19 protein-coding genes are annotated in these 19,133 nt (G+C 64.4%); 3 read left to right on the top strand and 16 right to left on the bottom strand.

What is annotated here, in order from left to right:
- Positions 1 to 990 carry a formyltransferase family protein gene (locus AC1DZ8_RS02540; protein ID WP_477300256.1) on the bottom strand — a complete coding sequence of 330 codons (990 nt, stop codon included), beginning with the start codon at positions 988 to 990 and terminating at the stop codon, positions 1 to 3.
- Positions 991 to 997: 7 nt separating this feature from the next.
- A complete protein-coding gene (locus AC1DZ8_RS02535) occupies positions 998 to 2,023 on the bottom strand; it encodes a nucleotidyltransferase family protein (RefSeq protein ID WP_477300258.1) in 1,026 nt (341 codons plus the stop codon).
- 591 nt (positions 2,024 to 2,614) lie between these two features.
- Between AC1DZ8_RS02535 and AC1DZ8_RS02530 the strand changes: the two genes are divergently transcribed.
- Positions 2,615 to 2,719, top strand: coding sequence for a lasso RiPP family leader peptide-containing protein (locus tag AC1DZ8_RS02530; protein ID WP_477300260.1), 105 nt, complete (start codon positions 2,615 to 2,617; stop codon positions 2,717 to 2,719).
- 135 nt (positions 2,720 to 2,854) lie between these two features.
- On the opposite strand, the gene dhaK is transcribed toward AC1DZ8_RS02530, so the two are convergent.
- The 14 genes from dhaK to AC1DZ8_RS02460 form a co-directional block, all read right to left on the bottom strand.
- A complete protein-coding gene (dhaK, locus tag AC1DZ8_RS02525) occupies positions 2,855 to 3,841 on the bottom strand; it encodes a dihydroxyacetone kinase subunit DhaK (RefSeq protein ID WP_477300262.1) in 987 nt (328 codons plus the stop codon).
- Positions 3,842 to 3,867: 26 nt separating this feature from the next.
- On the bottom strand, positions 3,868 to 4,293 hold the full coding sequence (locus AC1DZ8_RS02520) for a hypothetical protein (protein WP_477300263.1): 426 nt from the start codon (positions 4,291 to 4,293) through the stop codon (positions 3,868 to 3,870).
- Between the two features lie 11 nt (positions 4,294 to 4,304).
- The gene (gene ptsP, locus AC1DZ8_RS02515) at positions 4,305 to 5,891 is read right to left on the bottom strand and encodes a phosphoenolpyruvate--protein phosphotransferase (RefSeq protein ID WP_477300265.1); all 1,587 of its coding nucleotides are present in this window, start codon (positions 5,889 to 5,891) and stop codon (positions 4,305 to 4,307) included.
- On the bottom strand, positions 5,875 to 6,177 hold the full coding sequence (locus AC1DZ8_RS02510) for an HPr family phosphocarrier protein (RefSeq protein WP_181056479.1): 303 nt from the start codon (positions 6,175 to 6,177) through the stop codon (positions 5,875 to 5,877). The genes ptsP and AC1DZ8_RS02510 overlap by 17 nt, the downstream gene beginning before the upstream one ends.
- A 21-nt stretch (positions 6,178 to 6,198) precedes the next feature.
- Positions 6,199 to 6,588, bottom strand: coding sequence for a dihydroxyacetone kinase phosphoryl donor subunit DhaM (gene dhaM / locus AC1DZ8_RS02505; protein WP_477300267.1), 390 nt, complete (start codon positions 6,586 to 6,588; stop codon positions 6,199 to 6,201).
- Positions 6,585 to 7,187 carry a dihydroxyacetone kinase subunit DhaL gene (gene dhaL, locus AC1DZ8_RS02500; protein WP_477300269.1) on the bottom strand — a complete coding sequence of 201 codons (603 nt, stop codon included), beginning with the start codon at positions 7,185 to 7,187 and terminating at the stop codon, positions 6,585 to 6,587. Before dhaL ends, dhaM begins: the two co-directional genes overlap by 4 nt.
- A gap of 70 nt (positions 7,188 to 7,257) precedes the next feature.
- Positions 7,258 to 8,901 carry a dihydroxyacetone kinase subunit DhaK gene (locus AC1DZ8_RS02495; RefSeq protein ID WP_477300271.1) on the bottom strand — a complete coding sequence of 548 codons (1,644 nt, stop codon included), beginning with the start codon at positions 8,899 to 8,901 and terminating at the stop codon, positions 7,258 to 7,260.
- A 64-nt stretch (positions 8,902 to 8,965) separates the two neighbouring features.
- On the bottom strand, positions 8,966 to 9,979 hold the full coding sequence (locus AC1DZ8_RS02490; RefSeq protein WP_477300273.1) for an ABC transporter ATP-binding protein: 1,014 nt from the start codon (positions 9,977 to 9,979) through the stop codon (positions 8,966 to 8,968).
- Positions 9,972 to 11,084, bottom strand: a complete 1,113-nt coding sequence (locus AC1DZ8_RS02485; protein ID WP_477300275.1) for an ABC transporter ATP-binding protein — start codon at positions 11,082 to 11,084, stop codon at positions 9,972 to 9,974. The genes AC1DZ8_RS02490 and AC1DZ8_RS02485 overlap by 8 nt, the downstream gene beginning before the upstream one ends.
- A gap of 2 nt (positions 11,085 to 11,086) precedes the next feature.
- Positions 11,087 to 11,293, bottom strand: a complete 207-nt coding sequence (locus AC1DZ8_RS02480; RefSeq protein WP_112560587.1) for a hypothetical protein — start codon at positions 11,291 to 11,293, stop codon at positions 11,087 to 11,089.
- Positions 11,290 to 12,240 (bottom strand): carbohydrate ABC transporter permease, encoded by a 951-nt coding sequence (locus AC1DZ8_RS02475; protein WP_112560588.1) that lies wholly within the window; start codon positions 12,238 to 12,240, stop codon positions 11,290 to 11,292. The genes AC1DZ8_RS02480 and AC1DZ8_RS02475 overlap by 4 nt, the downstream gene beginning before the upstream one ends.
- Complete coding sequence (locus tag AC1DZ8_RS02470) at positions 12,237 to 13,184, bottom strand: carbohydrate ABC transporter permease (protein WP_031198535.1); 948 nt, start codon at positions 13,182 to 13,184, stop codon at positions 12,237 to 12,239. Before AC1DZ8_RS02470 ends, AC1DZ8_RS02475 begins: the two co-directional genes overlap by 4 nt.
- Before the next feature lie 117 nt (positions 13,185 to 13,301).
- Positions 13,302 to 14,633: an ABC transporter substrate-binding protein gene (locus AC1DZ8_RS02465; RefSeq protein ID WP_436257837.1), complete on the bottom strand. Its 1,332-nt coding sequence runs from the start codon at positions 14,631 to 14,633 to the stop codon at positions 13,302 to 13,304.
- Positions 14,634 to 14,867: 234 nt separating this feature from the next.
- Positions 14,868 to 15,566 (bottom strand): PIG-L deacetylase family protein, encoded by a 699-nt coding sequence (locus AC1DZ8_RS02460; RefSeq protein ID WP_477300279.1) that lies wholly within the window; start codon positions 15,564 to 15,566, stop codon positions 14,868 to 14,870.
- 26 nt (positions 15,567 to 15,592) lie between these two features.
- Between AC1DZ8_RS02460 and AC1DZ8_RS02455 the strand changes: the two genes are divergently transcribed.
- Positions 15,593 to 16,483, top strand: coding sequence for a DMT family transporter (locus tag AC1DZ8_RS02455; RefSeq protein ID WP_477300281.1), 891 nt, complete (start codon positions 15,593 to 15,595; stop codon positions 16,481 to 16,483).
- A 47-nt stretch (positions 16,484 to 16,530) separates the two neighbouring features.
- On the top strand, positions 16,531 to 19,104 hold the full coding sequence (gene hrpB / locus AC1DZ8_RS02450; RefSeq protein WP_477400294.1) for an ATP-dependent helicase HrpB: 2,574 nt from the start codon (positions 16,531 to 16,533) through the stop codon (positions 19,102 to 19,104).
- Positions 19,105 to 19,133 lie beyond the last annotated feature (29 nt).

The raw sequence follows: 19,133 nt of genomic DNA, 5'->3' as shown, positions 1-19,133 counted from the left end.
TCAATCTTCAGATCCAAATCTTCGTATCGGAAGCGCCGGCCTTCGTTGGCTCACGGAACCCAGCTTTCGCTGCAGTTGCATAAGCAGTCGGGTTAGCCGGTTGTAGACCAGGTGAACAACGCGTCCGTCTGCGCAATCAAATGCCACAACGCCCCATCGGTGCATCGACGCCTCGCCGGTCACGGGTCGGGGCCGCAAGACAGGTTGCGCAAGTCGAACCGGTTTTCCGTTTACCAGCACGTTGACCGCAACGCTCGGCCCTACGATGCGGCATAGTCGTGCGACATGGGCGCTCGACCATTCGCGGCCAACGATCAGCGGGTTTCGCCCCAACTGCGCCCAAACATACTCGCCGCTGGGCTGGGGCATGCCGGTCAGCCTGCCACGGCAATGCTCGGGTGCGGCGTCCGCCACCAGCCCGGCCATTGCGATGGCTGTAGCGGCTGAGACGGTCGCTGCCGAATGCCAATCCTCTGGGGATAACGCGACCTGCGCCAGAATATCACCCTGGTCGAATGCCGCTGTCATCTTGTGAAGCGTCACTCCGCCGTGGATTGCGTGGTTGCCGTCGATGACCAGCCTGTGAATCGGATGCGGTCCGCGATAGTGCGGCAGCAGCGCCGGATGCAGGTTCACCCCGCCTTTTGGAAACAGTGCCAGCACCGTCTGCGGGATCAGCCCGCGAAAACCGAAGCAGATCAGGAGATCGGCCTTGAGCGCCGCCAGCCGATGCCCCAGCTTTGCCCAATCATAGGGCGGACCGAACTCGATCAGCGGCGGGTGTCTGTGACCGAGATAGCGCCTTAAGACCGGCCTGCGGCGCCGGCGCCGCCGCCATGTGCTGAAGCTCGACTGCTTGCCCGGCAGCGGGCCGGGAATGACAATGGCTGCAATGCGATGACCTTTCTCAACCCAGGCAGCCAGCATCGGTGCGGTGAGAGAGAAAATTTCGCAGACAAAGACAGCCGAGAGCGGCGCTTCCAGATTCACTGCCTGCTCAGGCTGCATAGGGCTTGGATCGGGTAAGGCGCTGGACCCAGCGGAAGGCGTCGCGGCGCAGACGCGAATGCATCCTGTCCCTGGAATTGACGCCCAGCAGCGTATCGCCGGTGATCAGCCATTTGGCCAAACGTATCGACAGGTCGGGCTTGATGCGCTCAGCCAGCTCGATCGCGCGCGGTGCATTGAACAGCCGCCCCGTCACATTGAGGACCGTGGCCAGCTCAAGTTCGATGCCGCTCATGCGCGCCGCCTCGAACAGCCGATCCTCATCCGCGGATGACCGAAGCGCGCGCACGCCTTGCAGCACGTCCACGCAAAGCTGCAGCCGGTGGAACTTGTGCCCGCCCGCGGCATGGACGATGGCGATGGTCAGCAGCGCGGCCGGCGTGTCGGCCTCGCCGCCATCGATGGTCTGCAATTCGCGAAAGCCCAGCGAGAGCCTCCGCCGCATGCCGGAATCGTGCACAAGGTTGCCGTGCAGTTCGATCAGCAGGCTGGAATTCTCCTTCTCCAGCCATTTGAACTCCTGCAAATCCTGCGACTGCGCCTCACCGCTCCAAAGATCGAAGCCGCATCCGGCAATCACCGCGTTGGCCTCGGCGATGCTGGCCGGCTCGACCAGGATGTCGATGTCGGTGAAGGGCCGGTCGGCGGCGTGGCGGTAAAGTTTGCGCGCGAACACCGGCCCCTTGACGATCCGGGCCGGAACGCCTTTCGCCGCCAAAGCCTTCATGATGCGGTCGCCATGATACTGCAGCAGCATCGACTGGCCGGTCGCCAGCGTCGACTGGTCGCGCAGATCCGCCAGTTTCTGCTGCAACGCGGCTTCCGCCGGCAGCTGGGCGTCGCCGATTTCCCTGAGCTTGCGCAGCATGATCGGCAGCACGCCGTGGAACTCGGCATTGGCGAGCAGCGCCAGCAAGGTTTTGGCAGCAACGTCACTGCCAACAGCAGCCGGCGCCTCCGGGTCGGCGAAGGTCAGCAGCAGTTTTTCATCGGCAGGCGCAAGAGATGGCAGCATCAATCCGGATGTCGTTCGCCCAATCGAGCAATTCCAGGAAAGGTGTGCAGCGGTTTCCCATCTGGAATTGCGTCAAAACAAGAAGCCAGGGCAGGTCGCCGTTTCAGTGAACTGCTCTGGGAGGGCGTATGTTGCAGAAAAGCATGCATGAAGCCAGCGTGTGGGTGATCGAACCGGCTCATGAATTGACTTTCGGCGGTTTCCGTCCATTCTTTTGCATTGGAATCTGGAGGGCATTGGAATGACCAAGAAAAGGTACGAGGCGCCTGTGCTGCGCAGGGCGGGAAAATTATCCAGCCTGGTGGCCGGTGGAGCGTCAAAGGCAGTTTAAGACTTCTGAGACCTCGGTTCGGCTGAGGCCAGATGCCGGGGGGCGCTACTGGACTCGCCGGCAAAAGGGGGAAATAGGATGACCAAGAAGCCATACGAGGTGCCTGTGCTGCGCAAGGCGGGAAAATTGTCCAGCCAGGTGGCCGGCGGGGTGTCAAAGGCGCCGCCGCCCTAAGACTTCTGCGACTTTCAGTTTGCTGAAGCCGGAGCCAGTGGCCTTGTCGGGGCCACTATGGACTTGCCGGCAAAGGGGGAAATGCGATGACCAGGAAGCCATACGAAGCGCCTGTGCTGCGCAAGGCAGGCAAGCTGTCCAGCGTGACCGCGGCTAACGGTGCGTCCGGCCCGACCGGTCCGGCGGGCTGACGGCCAAGGCTCCCATGGAGCAGGGGAATGAGATGACCAGGAAACAATATCAGACGCCGGTGCTGCGCAAGGCGGGCAAACTGTCCAGCGTTACGGCGGACACGGCTCCGTCGGCACGATAGACGGACGGCTAGTCTAGACCCCCCAACGCAGCGCAGCGGTGTGCACAGGCGCATCCCACAAGCCCGTCGTTTCGCCATCCAGCATGGTTAGCGTGATCGAGCAGCCGGCCATGTCGAGCGACGTAACATAGGACCCGACCAGCGAGCGGGTCACCGTCACGCCGCTGTTTTCGAAGATTTTACGGGCGCTGTTGTACATCAGATAGAGCTCCATCAGCGGCGTGCCGCCGAAGCCGTTGACGAACAGCAGGGCGGGGCCTTTCGCCTTGGCGCCGAGATCGCCCAGGATCGCCACGCCGATTTCCCCAGTGATGGCATCGGCGCTTTTCAACGTGTCGCGACGCCGGCCGGGCTCGCCATGGATGCCGACGCCGAATTCCATCTCGCCATCGCCGATGTCGAAGGTTGGCCGGCCGGCCGCCGGCACGGTGCAACTGGTCAGCGCCACGCCCATCGAACGCGTCGCAGCGTTGACGCGATCTCCGAGCGCCTTGAGATCCGCCAGCGCCATGCCTTGCTCGGCGGCAGCGCCGATGATCTTTTCGACCACCAGCGTGCCGGCAACGCCGCGCCGGCCGGTGGTGTAGGACGAGTTCTCGACTGCGACGTCGTCATTGGTCACCACTTGCAGGACGCCGTCGGCCATCTCGGCCGCCATGTCGAAATTCATCACATCGCCTTCATAGTTCTTGACGATGAACAGGCAGCCGGCGCCGGTGTCGACGGCTTCAGCCGCAGCCAGCATCTGGTCCGGCGTCGGCGAGGTGAAGACCTGGCCGGGGCAGGCGGCGTCTAGCATGCCGTGGCCGACAAAGCCCGCGTGCAGCGGCTCGTGACCGGAGCCGCCGCCCGAGATCAGCGCTACTTTCCCTGGCTTCAGCACCTTGCGGCGGATGAATTTGTGCTCGTCACCCAGCACCAGGATGTCGGCATGGGCGGCAACGAAGCCATCGAGGCTTTCGCTCAGCACCGTGTCGACCGAATTGATAAACTTCTTCATGTGTCCTCCCGAACGCCAGGAAACGCTCAGCCCCCGCTTTTACCGGTGATGCTGGTAATCTTCTGGATGAAATCATTGACCGCCCTGTCGAGCGCCGCGTTCTGCTTGTCGTCGCCAAAATCCGGTACGATCAGCGACACATGCCGGGTCTTGCGCATGCCTGAGGCCACCGACAGTTTCCCCGGATGCGCCAGATGGTAGGCAGCCAGAAAATGATCGCGCTCGGCCGGACTGAAATGGCAGACGGAAAAAATAGCCGGCAAATGTTTTGACGGTATCGGGATCGAATAGGCCGGGCTGGAGATCTGCGTCACGAAGCTGCGATGCTTGCCCAGGGCGTCGGCAAGGCGCTGGCGCATGCCCGAGGGGCGCTGGTCGATGACCTGCGACAGGATCGTCTTGTAGGCGCGGATCGCCTCTTCGGAGCCGGGTTCTGGTGTCTTGTCGACCATCTCAGCCACGCCTAGACCGCAACATCTGCGATAGCCGCCTTGGCCATGGCAAGTTGCGCAGGAGCGACGGAAAGACCGCGCAGGCCGGCTTCAATCAGCGCCGGTATCGCCGCGGGGTCTCCGCCGGCATCGCCGCACAGGCTGACCGGAATTTTGGCGCGCAAGCCGAACGCGGTCACTTCCGCAACGAGCCGCAGCACGGCCGGATGGCGGACCGAATTGAGGTGCGCTACCGCAGCATTGTCGCGGGCGGCGGCCATCACATATTGGGTCAGATCGTTGGAGCCGATCGAGAAGAAGGCGACATCGGCAAACGCCTCCGGTGCGATTGCCACCGACGGCACCTCGACCATGATGCCGAGCGGCGGCATTTTGTGCGCGACCCCGCGTGCGACGAGCCCTGCCTGTTCTTCTGCGAACAGAGCGGTGGCGCGCTGGTACTCATCGACGACGGCAATCATTGGAAACATCACCTTCAGATTGCCGTGCATGGCGGCGCGCAGCAACGCCCGAATCTGCAGACGAAACACCTCCGGCCTTGCCAGCGACAGCCTGATGCCGCGAAGCCCGAGGAATGGGTTGCCTTCCTCGACCGTAAAGCCCGGCACCGGCTTGTCGCCGCCGGCATCGACGGTGCGGATGGTCACCGGCTTGCCGCCGGCCCACTCCAGCACTTTTCGGTAGGCGCGGTATTGCGTCTCCTCATCCGGCGGCGCCTTGCCGAACAGGAATTCGGTGCGCATCAACCCGACGCCATCGCAGGTCGAAATGTCGATGCCGTCGACTTCGGATGGATCGGCGATGTTGACCTGCACGCGCACAGCCGTTCCGGCCTTGGTTACCGCCGGCTTCGCCAGATAGGCCTCGGCCTTGTCGCGGCGTGCCGCGAAGGACGACGACGAATGGTGGAACGCCTCGATCTCGGCTTTCGAGGGCGAAAGCACGATGCCGCCATGCTCGGCATCGAGCAGCGCCATGCCATTGGGATTGGCCGGCGAAGAGCCAAGCCCCACCACCATGGGCACGCCACGCGAGCGCGCCAGCATGGCGACATGGCTGGCGGTGCTGCCAGCCCTCAGCGCGATGCCACCGCCGGCGGTCCAGTCGGTTTCGAGAAAGCGCGTCGGCGCAATGTCCTCGCCATAGAGGATGGCGCCCGCGGGCGGAGTGCTCTCATCCTCCTCGGTCAGCGCGCGCAGCACGCGGTCCCTGATGTCGCGGATGTCTGCGGCGCGGGCGCGGAAATAGTCCTGGTCCGATGTTTCATAGCCGGCGATCTCGGTGTCCAGTGCCTGCCGCCAGGCCATGTCAGCGGGTATGCCTGATGCGATCGCGGCAAAGGCTGGACCGGTCAGGGCATCGTCCTCAATCATGGCGATCTGGAATTCGAGAATGCCGGCGGCCTCGTCATCGGCCGTTTCGATCAGGGTCGCGAGCCGGTCCGTCGCGCTGGCGAGTGCTGCTTCCAGTGCAGCCTTCTCCTCGCCGGCTGTCACCTTGCCTATGTAGCGCGCAGGGCCGCGGTCGAGATTGAACAGTGGCCCCTCGGCATAGCCGGCCGAAGCCGAAATGCCTTGCAGCCTAAGCGGTTCGGGCATGGCCCGCACCCTCGTCGAAATCGCGCCGCACCAGCTCGGCCAGCGCACCGACCGCCTCGGTGGCGGCTTCGCCACTGGCCCGGATATGCAGCATGGTGCCTTTCGGCGCCCTGGTTGCCATCACCTTGACGATGCTCTTGGCGTCGAACCACGGGCCATTGGCGGCAAGCGCTATTTCCACCTCGGCGGCAAAGCTCTTAGCAAGCTTGGTGAACTTCACCGAAGGGCGCGCATGCAGACCCACCTCGTGGGTGATCAGGACGGTGGCCTCGGCAAATGCGGACATGCGCTCAAACTTCCCGTTCACTCACGACGGCGACAATTCATGCGCCGTCGCCACCACTTCCTTCAGCGAGGCGCCGCCTGACGCCTCGGTTGCCGCCATCACCGCGCCTTCGACGATCGGCGCGTTGCAGACGATGATCTTCTGCGCCCGCGGCTCGCCGATCATCTCCACCGCCATCTCCGAGTTGGTCTCGGCGCCGCCGAGATCGACGAGGATGGCGACGCCGGCCTCCGACCAGGCCTTGTCGATGGCGCCCATGATCGCCTCGATGCTGGTGCCGAGCCCGCCATGGCCGTTTCCGCCGCACCATGCAAGCGGCACTTCGTCGCCCACCATCTGGCGCACCATGTCGGCCGTGCCTTCGGCAACCAGCGGCGAATGCGAGACGATGACGATGCCGACATTGCTCATGGCTGACCTTCCAGCGTTTCGCCGACAGCCCGCACCAGCAACGCGACGGAGCGTCCGCCGGCATCCATGTGACCGATAGAACGGTCGCCAAGGAACGAAGCGCGGCCGCGCAAAGCCTTCATCGGGATGGTCGCCTCGGCCGCCCGGTCAGCGATGTCAGCGATCTCGGAACCTGTCTTTCCCGTCGCCAGCGCGTCATGCACCGGCTGCAGCACGTCGAGCATCGTCTTCTGGCCGACCTGCGACTTGCCTCTGGCGGCCACCGCTTCGATAGCCTTGCCGAAGGCAGCCCTCAGATTGGCGCGATCGGGCGCTGCCGAAATCTCTTTGCCGAGCGCCAGGAACAGCGTGCCGAACAGCGGTCCGGAAGCACCACCCACCGTCATCACCAGCTTGGTGCCGATGCCCTTCAGGGCTTCGGGCAGTGGCTTTGCCGAAAATCCCGCGGCTTCGGCCCGCACCGCATCGAAGCCACGCTTCATATTCAGCCCATGGTCGCCGTCGCCGATCGCCTGGTCGAGCGCGGTCAACTCGTCGGCGTGCGCGGCAATCCTGTCCGCTGCGGCTGTGATCAGCCTGGCAAGGTCCAACGCCGCCATATCCAAATTCCCGGTTTCGGTCCTGCCGGCAGTATCGAAAGAAATTTCATTCGACAACTGAAGCATACCGTCAGGCCGCTGCATACAGCGCGGCGGCGGCCGCAAACACTTCGGCGACGGCATGCGCACCCGGGTCGACCACGCCTTGCAATTTGGTGCCGACATAGGCGGATCGTCCGGCTTTCGCCTTCTCCATGGCGGCAGTGGCCTCGGCGCCATGCCGGGCCGCTGTCGCCGCAGTGTCCAGGCCCTTGGCGTCGAGGGCTTTCAGCGCTGGTTCCAGGGCATCGACCATGGTGCGGTCGCCGACCTTGGCGCCGCCGTAGAAGGTCATGCGGTCAAGGCCGGCAAGCAGCGCCCTGGAAAGGGGCGCCCCGGAATTCGAAGCCTGGGCCGCAGCGGTAAAGAAGATCGACAGCAGCACGCCCGAGGAGCCGCCCATGGCGACACCTAGGAGATCGCCCACCGCCGCCAGCGTGGCGGCCGGGTCGGCCAGCGGCAGGGCATCGAGCTTTTCCAGCACGGTGCGCGCGCCGGTCGCCACCGTCGAGCCGGTATCGCCATCGCCCGCCTTGGCGTCCAGCCCGTTCAGTGTCTCTTCGAGCCCGATCAGCCGTTCGCAGATCGTGACGACAAGCCGCCTGGTGCTGGCGTCCTGGCTGGCCTTTTGGGCTGCGCCCTTTCCGGCCGCTTTCGCCATCGGCACAACGGCAGGCGCTGCAACCGGCTTTGCCGGCATCCAGGCGTGCGGGCCGACCGGCGCCAGCAGGGCGGCTTCGCGCGCGGCATCGAGCTTGATCAGCGACAGCGAGAAACCGTTCATGTTGAGCGCCGTCATCAGCGGGCCGGGGCCGATGGCAAGTTTGACGGTCTTGGCCAAGGGCGAGGCCAGCACCGCATTGGCGACAAGCGACATCTCGAGCGGCGGCACCGAACCGAGATTGTTGATCAGCAGCGCATGCTTGGCCGTCGGGTCGAGCCGTGCCGCAAGCCGCTCTGCCATGATCGCGACAAGCTTGTCGGCGCTTTGCACCGCGATCCGCTCGACGCCCGGCTCGCCATGGATGCCGAGGCCGAGTTCGCCGTCGTTTTCGCCGAACCGCTCTTCATGCGGCTGGCCAGGGATCGAGCAGGACGACAGCGACATGCCGAGCGAAATGATGTCCTTCGCCGCCGCGCGAGCCGCTGTCGCGATGGACGTCAGATCGCTTCCCGTCTCAGACAGATGGCCTGATATCTTGTGCACGAACAAGGTTCCGGCGACGCCGCGTGGCTGATTGATGTCAGGCAAGGCGATGTCGTCGGCGACGATCGCCATCTCGACGCGAAAGCCTTCGGCGCGTGCCTTCTCGGCCGCCAGGCCGAAATTGAGCCGGTCGCCGGTGTAGTTCTTGACGATCAGAAGGCAGCCGGCCGGGCCGGTCACCGCGCGGATCGCCGCCAGCACGGCCTCGACGCTTGGCGAGGCAAAAATCTCGCCCGAAACGGCCGCCGTCAGCATGCCCCTGCCGACAAAGCCGGCATGCGACGGTTCGTGCCCGGCGCCGCCGCCGGAGATGACGGCAACTTTTGCCTTGTCCCAGTCGGCGCGCAGCACAACCTTGATCTCGGGATAGCCATCGAGGCGCGCGAGATCGCCGGAACCGATGGTCCGCAACAGACCGTCCAGCGCCTCGATGACGATCGTTTCCCTGCGGTTGAAAAAGTGCTTCATCGAATTCGTCCTGTATTCGTCAATCAGAAGCTGGTGCCGCGCCGTTGGCGAGACACCGAAAGCCTCACATCAGCCTTTGCCCATCGGCGCCGAAATAGAGCGGCGACCGGTAGCGGATCACCACTTTGTCGCCTTGCGCCAGATCCGTATCGGGGTCGGTCAGCGTCACCAGCTTCTTCGGGCCGACCGTCACATGCAGATGGTTCTGGTCGCCGAGATGCTCGACCCAGTCGACGACACCGTCGGCATGGCCATTCTTCGCCTTCTCGATCGACAGGTGCTCGGTGCGTGCGCCGATCGTGCTGGTGCCCGCAGGTGCGCCACCATCGGGCAACAGTCCGGCCGGCAGAAGATTGATCGCCGGCTGGCCGAGCCGTGCCGCGACATGAAGGTTTGCCGGCTCCGAATAGATCGTCCGCGGCGTACCGATCTGCACCAGCACGCCATCGGCAAGGATGCCGATGCGGTCGGCCATGGTCATCGCCTCGATCTGGTCGTGGGTGACATAGAGCATGGTAGCGCCGAGTTCGGACTGGATGCGTTTCAGCTCGAGCCGAAGGTCGGCGCGGAGCTTAGCATCGAGCGACGACAGCGGCTCGTCCATCAGATAGATCGACGGCTTGCGCACCAAAGCGCGGCCGATGGCGACGCGCTGCATTTCGCCGCCCGACAGCTTGGTCGAGCGGTTGTTCAGCTTGTGATGGATCCGCACCATTTTCGCCACCTCTTCGACGCGGCGGCGGATCTGGTCTTCCGGTATCTTCCGCGCCGGCGAGCGCAGCGGGAAGGCGAGGTTGTCGTAGACCGACAAATGCGGATAGAGCGAATATTGCTGGAACACGAAGGCGGTGTCGCGCTCGGCCGGCGACAGCATGGTCGCATTGTGCCCGCCAATATGGATCGTGCCGCTGTCCGGCTGCTCCAACCCGGCGATCAACCGCAGCGTCGTCGTCTTGCCGGCGCCTGTGGGACCAAGCAGCACGACGAACTCGCCATCCTTGATCTGGAGGTCGAGATTGCTGACGGCGGCATGGTCGCCAAAGCTCTTGGTCACGCCCTTGATGTGTATGTCAGCCATGCTGCACTCTCCCTTGAGAGGCCGTATCGTGGATCGCGGTGCGTACGGCGCGGCCCGATCCCTTGTCGAACAGTGACAGCCGTGCGCTGTTCAGGGTCAGGCCGACATGATCGCCGGCGGCGATCCGGATTTCGGCCGGCACCCGTGCCTTGATGATGCCGTCCGCGGTCTCCACCGCCACGATCTGCGTGGTGCCGAGATACTCGGTGCCGTAGATCGCGCCGCGCAGCTTTGAGGCATCGTCGAAGCGGATGTGTTCCGGCCTGATGCCGAGCGCCATGTCGGCCGGTGCGATGTCCTCGCGCACCTCCGGTACCGCCACCTTCGCACCCTGGACGACGATTTCCTTTGCCCCCTTCGCCAGCCCGCCGCCAAAGCCCAGAAAGTTCATCGGCGGCGAGCCGATGAAGTCGGCAACGAACATGGTTGCCGGACGGTCGTAGATTTCGCGTGGGCTGCCAAACTGTTCGATGACGCCATGGTTCATGACAGCGATCTTGTCGGCCATCGACATCGCTTCCATCTGGTCGTGCGTGACATAGACGGTGGTGGCGTGGATGCGGTTGTGCAGCTCGCGCAGCTCATGGACCATGAGGTCACGGAACTCTGTGTCGAGTGTGCCGAGCGGCTCATCCATCAGAAAACACTTTGGCCGCCGCACGATGGCGCGGCCGAGAGCGACGCGCTGGCGGTCGCCGCCGGCGAGACCCGAGACCGATTTGTTGAGCAGATGGTCGATGCGCAAGAGCTTCGCCGTCTCTTCGACGCGTTGGCGGATCTCGGCCGATGGCATGCCTTGCGCCAAGAGCGGGAAGCCGATGTTCTTGCGCACATTCATGTGCGGGTAGAGCGCGAACAGCTGGAAGACGAAGGCGATGTCGCGCTCACGCGCGCGCCGCATGGTGACATCCTCGCCGCCGAGCAGGATCTGGCCGCCTGTCGGCAGTTCGAGCCCGGCGATCATGCGCAATGTGGTCGTCTTGCCGCAGCCCGACGGCCCGAGCATGACGAAGAATTCGCCGTCCTCGACGACGAAGCTGGAATCCTGCACGGCGACGAAATCGCCGAAGGCCTTTCTCAGGTTCTGGACGCGGATTTCGGCCATGACTATTCCGGAAATTTCGAGACGATGATGAACATCACCGTGCCGGCGAGCATGGTGATAAAGGAGTAGGTGTAGAGCGCCAGCGCGAAGGGCTGGAACAGCATCAGGAAGCCGATGGCGATGATTGCCGTCGCGATGTTTTCCAGGAGGCCGCGGCGAGCCCAGCGCGGCCAGCGCGACTTCCGTTTCGTGGGTTGGGTCAGGCTCATTTGCGCACCGCGCCGAAGGTGATGCCGCGCAAGAGCTGCTTGCGGAGCAGGATGGTGAAAACCAGGATCGGCACCAGGAAGATCGTCGTGCCCGCCGCCACCGCCGGCCAGTCCTGGCCGCCTTCACCGATGATGGTCGGGATGAAGGGCGGCGCCGTCTGTGCGGTGCCCGACGTCAAGAGTGCCGCGAAGGCATATTCGTTCCAGGCGAAGATCAGGCAGAAGATGGCGGTCGCGGCAATGCCGGTTGTGGCCTGTGGCAGCACAGTGCGCCAGAAGGCCTGCAGCCTAGTATAGCCGTCGATCATCGCCGCTTCCTCGTATTCGCGCGGGATCTCGTCGATGAAGCCCTTGAGCAGCCAAACCGCCAGCGAGACGTTGACCGCGGTGTAGAGCAGGATCATGCCGAGCGCGGTGTCGGAGAGGCCGAGCTCGCGATACATCAGGTAGATGGGAATGGCGACCGCGATCGGCGGCATGAAGCGCGTCGACAGGATGAAGAACAGAAGATCATCCGCCAGCGGCACCTTGAAGCGCGAGAAACCGTAGGCCGACAGCGTGCCGAGGAAGACGGCGCAGAAGGTCGAGCCGAAGGCGATGATCAGCGAGTTGACGAAGCGCGGCAGGAAGTTGGACGGGCCGGCAATCACCATGTTGCGCTTGCGCACCGTCTCGTCGCAGAAGCCGGTCGCCGGCCCCAGCGAGTTGATGTATTCCGGCGTCTGCCTGGTGCGCGTAGTGAACAGGTTGCAATAGCCCTCGATGCTCGGCTGGAAGACGATCTTCGGCGGATAGGCGATCGAATCCGGCGGCGTCTTGAAGCTGGTGGCGAAAATCCACAACAGCGGCACGATCGAGATCAGCGCGTAGGCAACGATGATCGTGCCGGCGATGCCTTTTGCCGTTCCCGAAGGGGCGACCACGGAGTGGGCGGTGGTCAGGCTCATCTCTGCTTCACCTTGTTGAGCGCCTTGACGTAGATGTTGGCGAGGCCAAACACCGCGACGAACAGGATGATGGCGAAGGCCGAGGAATAGCCGGTGCGCCAGCTCTCGAAAGCCTGCCGTTTCAGCGTGATCGAGGCGACCTCGGTGGTCGAGCCTGGCCCGCCGCCGGTCAACAGATTGACCATGTCGAACATCTTGAAGTTCTCGATGCCGCGAAACAGCACCGCCAGCATGATGAAGGGCAGCGCCATCGGAAGCGTGATCGACCAGAACTGCCGCCAGTTGGAGGCACGGTCGACCTCGGCCGCCTCATAGATGTATTCGGGGATGGAGCGCAGCCCGGCGAGGCAGATGAGCATCACGTAGGGCGTCCACATCCAGGTATCGACGATGATGATCGACCACGGCGCCAGCGACACGTTGGACAGCATCTGGATGTCGGTTGGCGGGATGCGGGTGACGAACGATATGGCGTAGGCGAACAGGCCGATCTGCGGCTCGTAGAGGAAGCGCCAGAAATTGCCGACCACCGCCGGCGACAGCATCATCGGCACCAGGATGATGGTCGTCCAGAAGGCATGGCCGCGGAATTTTCGGTCGATCAGCCAGGCCAGTGTGAAGCCGATCAGTGTCTGCAACAGGATGGTCCAGAACACGAAGTGCGCCGTTGTCTGCATGGCGATCCAGATGTCCTGGTCGCCGAGGATGCGCTGGTAATTGGCAAAGCCGAGGTTCTTCACCACCTCGTTCGGCCGGTTGGCGCGGAAGTTGGTGAAGGACAGATAGATCGCCCAGAACAGCGGGAAGATGTTGATGGCGAGCAGCAAAAGGATCGTCGGCGAGATGAACAGCCAGGCGAGGCCCTTGTCGCTGATGCCCCGGACCTTGCGGGCCAACGGCTCCGGGGTCGCCCGGGCAACGTTCTCCGCAGTCCGATTGAGCATGGTAAGTCCTGCTTCGGTCACGTGGGTCGTCTCTGTCATGAATTTATCTGAACTGCGTCCCGTGCCAAGGGCGGCACGGGACGCGTCGGTCTGGCTCGGGAGGAGCCGTTGGTCCGGTTACATCTTGCCGTCGTCCTGGAACACTTGCGTCCAGTCCTTGACCAGGCCGTCAAGCGCATCCTTGGCCGAGCCTTGGCCGGCGACGACATAGTCGTGGAAGCGCTTCTGCGAGGCCTGCAGCAGCGGTGCGTAGCTCGGCTCGGCCCAGAAGTCCTTCACGATCGCCATCGAGTCGAGGAAGGTCTGTGCGTAGGGCTGGCTGGCCGGGAAGGCCGGGTCCTTCACCACCGCGTTCAGGCAGGAGTAGCCGCCGAGCGACCACCACTTGGCCTGCACGTCCTTGTTGGCGAACCACTTGATGTATTTCAGCGCCGATTCCTGCTTGTCGGAATAGGAAACTACCGAAATACCCTGGCCGCCGAGTTGGGCGAACTGCTCGCCGTCTGGACCCTTCGGGTTGACGAAGTAGCCGATCTTGTCGCCGCCGACATTCTCGTCCTTCTGCAGGCCTGGCCAGGTGAAGGCGAAGTTCATATGCATGGCCACCTGGCCGGATTTGAAGGCGTCGACGCCTTCGCCCATGTAGCTGTTCGACGCGCCGGGCGGGGTGCAGCAATCATAGAGCGCCTTGTAGAACTCCAGCCCCTTCACCGATTTCTCGGAGTTGACGTAGCCTTCCATTTCGTAGGGCTTCTTCGGGTTTTCATACTGGAAGCCGAAGCTGTAGAGCACATCCATGGCGCCCATGGTGATGCCTTCCGAGCCGCGCTCGGTGTAGATCGAGGCGCCATAGACGGTCTTGCCGTCGATCTCGCGCTTCTGGAAGAATTCGGCGATCTGCTTCAACTGGTCGAAGGTGGTCGGCGGGCCGAGGTCCCAGCCGTACTTTTCCTTGAATTCCTTCTGCAGTTCCGGCTTGGAGAACCAATCCTTGCGGTAGGTCCAGCCGACGACGTCGCCCATGGCCGGCAGCGCCCAGTAGTTCGGCGTGTTCTTCGGCCATTCGGAATAGCCGACAACGGTTGCCGGCACGAAATCGTCCATGCTGATCTTCTCCTTGTCGAAGAAGTCGTTCAGCTTGACGTAGTGGCCGTTCTCGGCCGAGCCGCCGATCCACTGGCTGTCGCCGATGATCAGGTCGCAGAGCTTGCCGTGCGAGTTGAGCTCGTTGAGGAAACGGTCGGCATAGTTGGTCCACGGCACGAACTCGAATTTCATGCCGATGCCGGTTTCCTTGGTAAAGTCCTTGGACAGTTCGACAAGTGCGTTGGCCGGGTCCCAGGCGGCCCAGCACAGCGTCAGGTCTTCAGCGTGCGCAACGTTCGAGACAGCTGTCGACGCGGTGATCGCCGAGGTCAGTCCCAACGCCAGTTTCAAGCTCGATTTCATGCCTTCCTCCCATTTGCGAAACGCGCCCGGATGGCGGTTTCAAGAGCCCCTCAACCCTCGCTCCTCCGAGGGCCTAAACATGGCGGCGCGGTGCGTCGCAGATGTTTAGTAATTTGTTTAGTGATGCAATTTTTACTAAACAAGGCAAGCGAAATCGTTGCTGCGCCGCAGCATGGCGAAACGGGCATTGAAATCGTTGGGAAATGATTGCCGGGCGGCTCGCCCGAGAGTTGCTTAGCCGGCGTCGATTACAACGTTGGTCTGTGGCGTCACCGGCCGGACAGGCGGCGCGGGCGGCAGCAATGCGCGAATATCGGCAAAGGGAAATGTCGGCTCGAAGCGGAAAGCCTCGGCCAGGGAACCGGGCGTGCTGTTGCATTGCCCGGCGCGAAATTCATTCTGAACGCGCGCCCTGTCGACATATTGTTCCGGCCGCTGCGAGCGATGCGCGCGGATCGCCTGTGTCTTGATATCTCGGTAGGCGGAGATGTCGACATAGTGCGTCGGCGAAAATCCGGTGCCGCCCATCGTATCGGCATGCAGCACCGGCACGGCGAAGGAGGCGGCGATGCGCACCCCGTCCGAGAGCGCGCGGTGGTCGGCGTGATAGTCGTTGGGCGCGTGCGTGATCACCAGATCCGCCGCGGTGTCGCGTATCAGCGCTTTCAGCGAAGCGATCAGCGCCGCATCGGCCACCAACTCGCCGTCGGGAAAGTCGAGAAAGTGAAGGGTTGCGCCGAGCAGTGCCGCCGCCGCCGCCGCTTCCTCCCGGCGGACACGCGCCAGAACGCTGGGGTCGCCCTTGCCGCCCTTGGCGCCATCCGTGGCTATGGCAAAAGTGAGTTCTGCGCCTTGCGCCGCATAGGCGGCCAGCGTACCGAACATGAATATCTCGATGTCGTCCGGATGCGCGCCGAGCGCCAATACCTTCACTTAACTCTCCCCGGAAATGGAAACACGTGACGAACGGAATCCTGCTCGCCCTCATCGCCTATGCAAGCTATTCGTGCAGCGACGCCGTTATCAAGAGCCTTGGCGCACAGTTCACCGTCTTCGAGATCGCCTTCTTCGTGACGCTGTTTGCCGGCGGCTTCCTGTTTTTCAGCCGGCCGGCCGATGAGCGCTGGCGCGGTTTCTGGCGTACCAAGCGGCCATGGGCGGTGCACGCACGCGCCTGGGCCGGCATGGCATCGGGCTTGCTCAGCGTCTATGCCTTCACCACCATTCCGCTGGCTGAAGTCTACGCACTGGTCTTCCTGGCGCCGCTCTGCGTCACCATTCTCTCGACGCTGGTGCTCAAGGAAAAGGTCGGCCCATGGCGCTGGCTGGCGGTGGTTGCCGGCTTTGCCGGCGTCATGCTGGTGGTGCGGCCGGGTTTTCGCGAATTGCATCTCGGCCACCTAGCCGCCTTCGCCGTTGCCTTCCTGGCCGCCTCCAACATCATCCTGACCCGCTCGCTGGCGCAGCAGGAGAAGCGCACCACCATGCTGGGCGTGCTGGTTGGCTATGGCCTGGTGTTCAACGGCATAGGCGTCGCCGCCACATCGTTTACCCTTCCCAACGCGATGCAGTTGCTGTGGCTGGTGATGGCCGGCGCGTTCGCCGCTTGCGGACAGTTGCTGCAGCTGCTGGCCGCCAAATACGCGCCCGCCAACCGCATCGCGCCGACACATTATTCGCAGATCGTCTGGGCGGTGATCCTCGGCGCGCTATTCTTCCAGGAATATCCCGACTGGCTGTCCCTGGTCGGCCTCGTCGTGGTTGGCGCTTCCGGCCTGCTCACCATGGTGCGCGAGGAAGTGCGGCTGGGCACGGTGCGCTGGAATCCGCTTGCGCGGACAAGACTGTGAGCGAGCGCCGGTTGCACGGTTATACTGACCGCTGATATGCGGACGCGATGACGACAAGACCCTTGCCGGAGCTTCCGGTGTCCGCCGTACTGCCGGCGCTGAGCGAGGCGCTCGGCGCCGGCAACAGCGCCGTGCTGGTAGCGCCGCCCGGCGCCGGCAAGACGACGCTGGTGCCGCTGGCGCTGCTCGATGCGTCGTGGCTGGGCACCGGCAAGATCATCCTGCTCGAACCGCGCCGGCTCGCCGCCCGTGCCGCTGCCCGCCGCATGGCCGAATTGCTCGGCGAGGAGCCCGGCGCCACCGTCGGTTATGCCATGCGCATGGAGAACCGCACCTCGGTGCGGACCAAAATCCTGGTCGTGACCGAAGGCGTGCTGGCGCGCATGATCCTCGACGACCCGGAACTGCCCGGCGTTTCGGCTGTCATTTTCGACGAATTCCACGAGCGTTCGCTCGACGGCGATTTCGGCCTCGCGCTGGCGCTCGATGTGCAAGGGGCCTTGCGGCCCGACCTGCGGTTGCTGGTGATGTCGGCGACGCTCGACGGCGCGCGCGTTGCGAAACTTTTGTCCGGCGCGCCGGTGATCGAAAGCGAGGGCCGCGCCTTTCCCGTCGATATCCGTTACGACGAGCGGCCGGCCGGCATCCCGATCGAAGACGCCATGGCCAAGGCGATCCGTTCGACGCTGGCCGAGGAGAGCGGCAGCGTGCTCGCCTTCCTGCCGGGGCAGCGCGAGATCGAGCGCACCGCCGAGCGGCTCGACGGCCGATTGGGCGCCGACACCGACATCGTGCCGCTCTACGGCCAGCTCGACAACAGGGCGCAGGACGCCGCCATCAAGCCGGCGCCGCCCGGCCGCCGCAAGGTGGTGCTGGCGACCTCGATCGCCGAGACATCGATCACCATTGACGGCGTGCGCGTCGTCATCGATTCCGGCCTGTCGCGGCTGCCGCGCTATGAGCCGGCAAGCGGCCTGACGCGGCTCGAGACGGTGCGTGTTTCCAGGGCATCGGCCGACCAGCGCGCCGGCCGCGCCGGGCGCACGCAGCCAGGTGTCGCCATCCGGCTGTGGCGGGGCGAGCAGACGGCGGCACTGCCCGCTTTCACCCCGCCCGAGATCCTTGAGGCCGATCTGTCCGGACTGCTGCTCGATTGCGCCGCCTTCGGTGTCGCCGATCCGGCGAGCCTGTCCTTCCTCGATCCGCCGCCTACGCCGGCGCTCAACGAGGCGCGAACGCTGCTCGGCGCGCTGCACGCCATTGATGACGCCGGCCGGTTGACGGAACAGGGCGGCGCGATGCGCAAGCTGGCGCTGCCGGTGCGGCTGGCGCACATGGTCGCCGAAGCCGCTAACAGCGGCCACGCGCTGGAGGCGGCGATGCTGGCCGTGCTGCTCACCGAGCGCGGTCTCGGCGGCGACGGCGCCGACCTCGAACGGCGGCTGACGCGCTTTCGCAGCGAGAAATCGCCGCGCGCGATTGCCGCAAGGCAATTGGCTGAAAGGTTGGCGAAACCCTCCCCCTCGAGGGGAGGGTCGGCGATCACGCTGAGCAACGCTCAGCAGGATCGACGGGGTGGGGTCGCCGGTGGCGTGCCCGAACCGACCCCACCCCGATCCGCTAAGCGGATCGACCCTCCCCTCAAGGGGGAGGGTAGCACCGCCGGCGCTCTCCTCATCCACGCCTGGCCGGACCGCGTCGCCAAAGCGCGCGGCGAGCGTGGGCGTTTCGTGCTCGCCAACGGCTCCGGCGCCATGCTCGACGCCGCCGATCCGTTGGCCGGCGAGAGCTGGCTGGTCGTCGCCGATCTGCAGGGCAAGGCGCAAAACGCCCGCATCACCGCGGCGGCCGCGGTCGACGAGGCCGACATCCGCGCCGCCCTATCCGACAGGATCGAAACCCGCCGCGAGACGAACTTTGACCGCGAGCGGCGCGCGGTGCGCGTGCGCGAGACCGCCAGGCTCGGCGCCATCACTCTGTCGGAGCGCATGCTGCCCGCACCCTCCGGCACTGACGCCGACCGCGCCATCCTGGATGCCTTGCGCGAACACGGGCTCTCGCTGCTGGAATGGGGCAAGGACGGCGAGACGCTGCGCCAGCGCCTGGGCTGGCTGCATCGCGGCCTTGGGGCTCCTTGGCCCGATGTTTCGGACGCGGCCCTCATCGAACGCCTCGACGACTGGCTGCTGCCGTTCCTCTCAGGCAAGGCATCCTTCGCCGCGATCGACCCGGGGGCACTGTCTTCGGGCCTGATGGCGCTGGTGCCGCATGAATTGCAGCGCAAGATCGGCGCACTGGCGCCGACCCATTTCGATGCGCCGTCCGGCAGCCATGTGCCGATCCGTTATGACGGCGAATGGCCGGTGCTGGCGATCCGCGTGCAGGAGCTGTTCGGCCTCGACCGCCATCCCGCTATCGCCAACGGCACAGTGCCGCTGACGCTGGAGCTGTTGTCGCCGGCACACCGGCCGATCCAGACGACGCGCGACCTGCCCGGCTTCTGGCGCGGCTCCTGGGCCGATGTGCGCACCGACATGCGCGGCCGCTATCCCCGCCATGTCTGGCCGGAAAATCCGCTGCTTACCGCCCCTACAGCGCGGGCAAAACCGCGCGGGACCTAGCGCTCGTCCTTTCCCGGCTATAATCCTTG

It is taken from the genome of Mesorhizobium sp. P2_F7, from assembly GCF_056403695.1.
The sequence above is the reverse complement of the archived record's forward strand: the minus strand, read 5'-3'. Positions and strand labels throughout refer to the sequence as shown.